Source organism: Prevotella sp. S7-1-8 (assembly GCF_000758925.1).
Taxonomy (GTDB): domain Bacteria; phylum Bacteroidota; class Bacteroidia; order Bacteroidales; family Bacteroidaceae; genus Prevotella.
In genome coordinates this window covers 1-2,690 of the sequence record NZ_JRNC01000130.1, presented here as the reverse complement: position 1 = coordinate 2,690, position 2,690 = coordinate 1, and the positions used below count along the sequence as shown (strand labels likewise).

Here is a 2,690-nt window from a genome sequence, read left to right as displayed (position 1 = left end):
AACGTTATACGGACAAGAGGATCATGTCGATACAAAAGAAACTGAACGAAAGACCGAGAGAAAAATTAAAATTTTCTACACCTAAGCGCGAGTTCTTCAAACACGTTTTATAATTTTGCACTTGCTGGTTGACTCTACGAATAGGTCAATAAATTATTTTTTTTCTTTAAAAATTTGCAAAGAACGAAAAGATATATTATTTTTGCAGAAAGTGAAACACTATAGAGATTGAAACATTTTTTTCACATAGCTACTTACCCTATTGTACCAAATATTCTTTGATGCAAGGGATGCTTCAAAGAAAGAACAATTTTCTTCTTTCTTTTAACGCAAATTATTTGGTAGTTCCAAATAATTTTGTACTCTCTCTCTCTCTCTCTCTCTCATATATATATATATATATATATTAGGTATATCTTCTCTTATACCTCTTTCTGCGCATTATGTTTTAGTGCGCAGCGAAGCTTTGTGTCTCTTTTTGGAAGGTAATTCTTTGCCATCCTTTATGGTTGTATATTCAGAAATTAAAAGTCAAAATTAAAATTTATTGTATCGTTATGAGTAAAACAGAATCCACTGCCGCACGTAGAAAGTCGGCTTACATTTGTCCTAATATAGTTTGCATTGCAGTAGAGTATTCGCTTTGTGCCGCAAGCCCAATTGGTGGTGACGCCGGGACAGCTCAGCCCGATCCCGAAGGTCCTCTTGAGGAAGAGGAAGAACCTTAAAGTGGTATGAGCCTCACTCTTAAATACTTTATTCGTAATAACCATTTTTAACTTACGATCTGCTTGATTAAGAAAAAGCGCAAGGGGAAGAAGTTCATAGACAAGACCAGGTCGATCCAGATACGTTGCTTGAAGGCTGATTTCCAGACGTTTCTTGTTTTTCTCGGCAGACATACAAGTGACCTTCTCTCATGTTTCAGTCGGCATGACTTCAAATGTCTCAATGCGGCATTCAAGATGTACGAACAGCAGAAAATGATGTTCGAGCAGAATGTCCGCAAATGTGCCGACCTCATCATCAGTATCTACCAACCTCACCTCCGTCCCATCATCAGGGGCAAGGCAAAGGCCAAGGTCGAGTTTGGGGCAGAGGTTGGCGCCAGCATCGTCAACGGCTACACTTATGTGGATCATCTCAGCTGGGACGCATACAACGAGTCGTCCGACCTCGTCACCCAGATGGAACTCTACAAAAAGCGTTTCGGCATGCTCCCGCGGGAGGTTCAGGCCGACAAGCTCTACCTTGGAAAGGAGGACAGAAAGTATATCAAGGCATGCCACGTCGACTGTTACAACCATCCGCTTGGCCGGCCACCGAAAGAAGAAAACGATGAGCATGCGGAGGACAAGAGAAGGGCTGTCGGTGAGAGGAACTGGATAGAATCCACGTTTGGGACCTCCAAGAGAGTTTGCCGGGCAAACGACATCCGGGCGAAACTGAACGATACGGCTGACACATGGATAGTAGCTTGCTTCTTCGCTAAAAACATAATGAAGTTCCTAAGGGGGGCTTCTTTGTTTCTTTTTTGAAAAAACAGGGTCGAGAGACTTCAAAAAGAGTATTATCGTCAAATTCGATGGACTTGCAGGAGTTTTTGCCATACCACGAGCTTGCATGGTTATTATTGGTTAGCAGACCTTAAGTATGCACTAAATTAATTCCGCCAACAGGTTTTTCAAGGAAAAGAATATGATATTTGATTGCCTAAGGGGATTTTAGAAAAGGGAATTGGCAGAAATTCCCATTGTAACGAAATTAGAGTTTGTATAAATTGTAATTGCAAACTAACAATTATTACAAATACTTTTGTCATGAGCGAATAAAAGATTATCTTTGCAATATAAGAATTTATTCAGCAATATTATCAAGCAACTATGAAATAGGGCGTAAGATCCTATATTACAAAAAACAAAAATATTATGAAGAAGAAATTTATTTGCACGGTTTGTGGTTACATTTACGAAGGAGAAAATGCACCAAAAGAATGTCCAATATGCCATGCCAAGGCGGAGCGATTTGCGGATTTCTGCTCAAAGGCGTTGAAAGGCACCAAGACAGAGGCTAACCTCATGGCTGCTTTTGCGGGTGAGAGCCAAGCTCACACCAAATATCAGTACTATGCTTCCAAGGCAAAGAAAGATGGTTACGAGCAGATAGCTGATCTTTTCATGGAGACAGCTATTAATGAAAAAGAGCATGCTAAATTGTGGTTCAAGTTTCTGCATGATGGCGACATTCCTACTACCACAGACAATCTTGCCGACGCTGCTGCCGGAGAGAACTTTGAGTGGACAGATATGTACGTTCGCATGGCAGAAGAAGCCAAGGCCGAAGGATTTACTGGCATTGCCGCTAAGTTCCGTGGCGTAGGTGAAATTGAGAAGAAACACGAGGAGCGTTACCGTAAACTATTGAAAAATATCGAAAATAAAATAGTGTTCTCGCGTGATGGAGACAGTATATGGCAGTGCCGTAATTGTGGGCACATCATAGTGGGCAAGAACGCACCGGAGCTTTGCCCAGTTTGCAATCATCCACAGAGCTTCTTCCAGTTGGCCGCGCGCAACTATTGATAAATGATGTCATTGCTCTATATGGAGTGCTGATTAATAGGCATAAGGCGAGAATTTCTAAAAACTCTCGCCTTTTTTCATATGTAGCAGGAATAATAAAAAAATATA

Annotated in this window: 2 protein-coding genes and 1 pseudogene; all 3 read left to right on the top strand. The window is 41.0% G+C overall.

Features of this window, described 5'->3' with window-relative positions; translation table 11 throughout:
* Positions 1-113, top strand: a pseudogene (locus tag HMPREF1640_RS13840) (IS30 family transposase); the annotation flags it as partial.
* A 678-nt stretch (positions 114-791) separates the two neighbouring features.
* Positions 792-1,538 carry a transposase gene (locus HMPREF1640_RS12265; protein ID WP_052051837.1) on the top strand — a complete coding sequence of 249 codons (747 nt, stop codon included), beginning with the start codon at positions 792-794 and terminating at the stop codon, positions 1,536-1,538.
* A gap of 390 nt (positions 1,539-1,928) precedes the next feature.
* A complete protein-coding gene (rbr, locus tag HMPREF1640_RS12260) occupies positions 1,929-2,582 on the top strand; it encodes a rubrerythrin (RefSeq protein WP_036895325.1) in 654 nt (217 codons plus the stop codon).
* Positions 2,583-2,690: the final 108 nt, after the last annotated feature.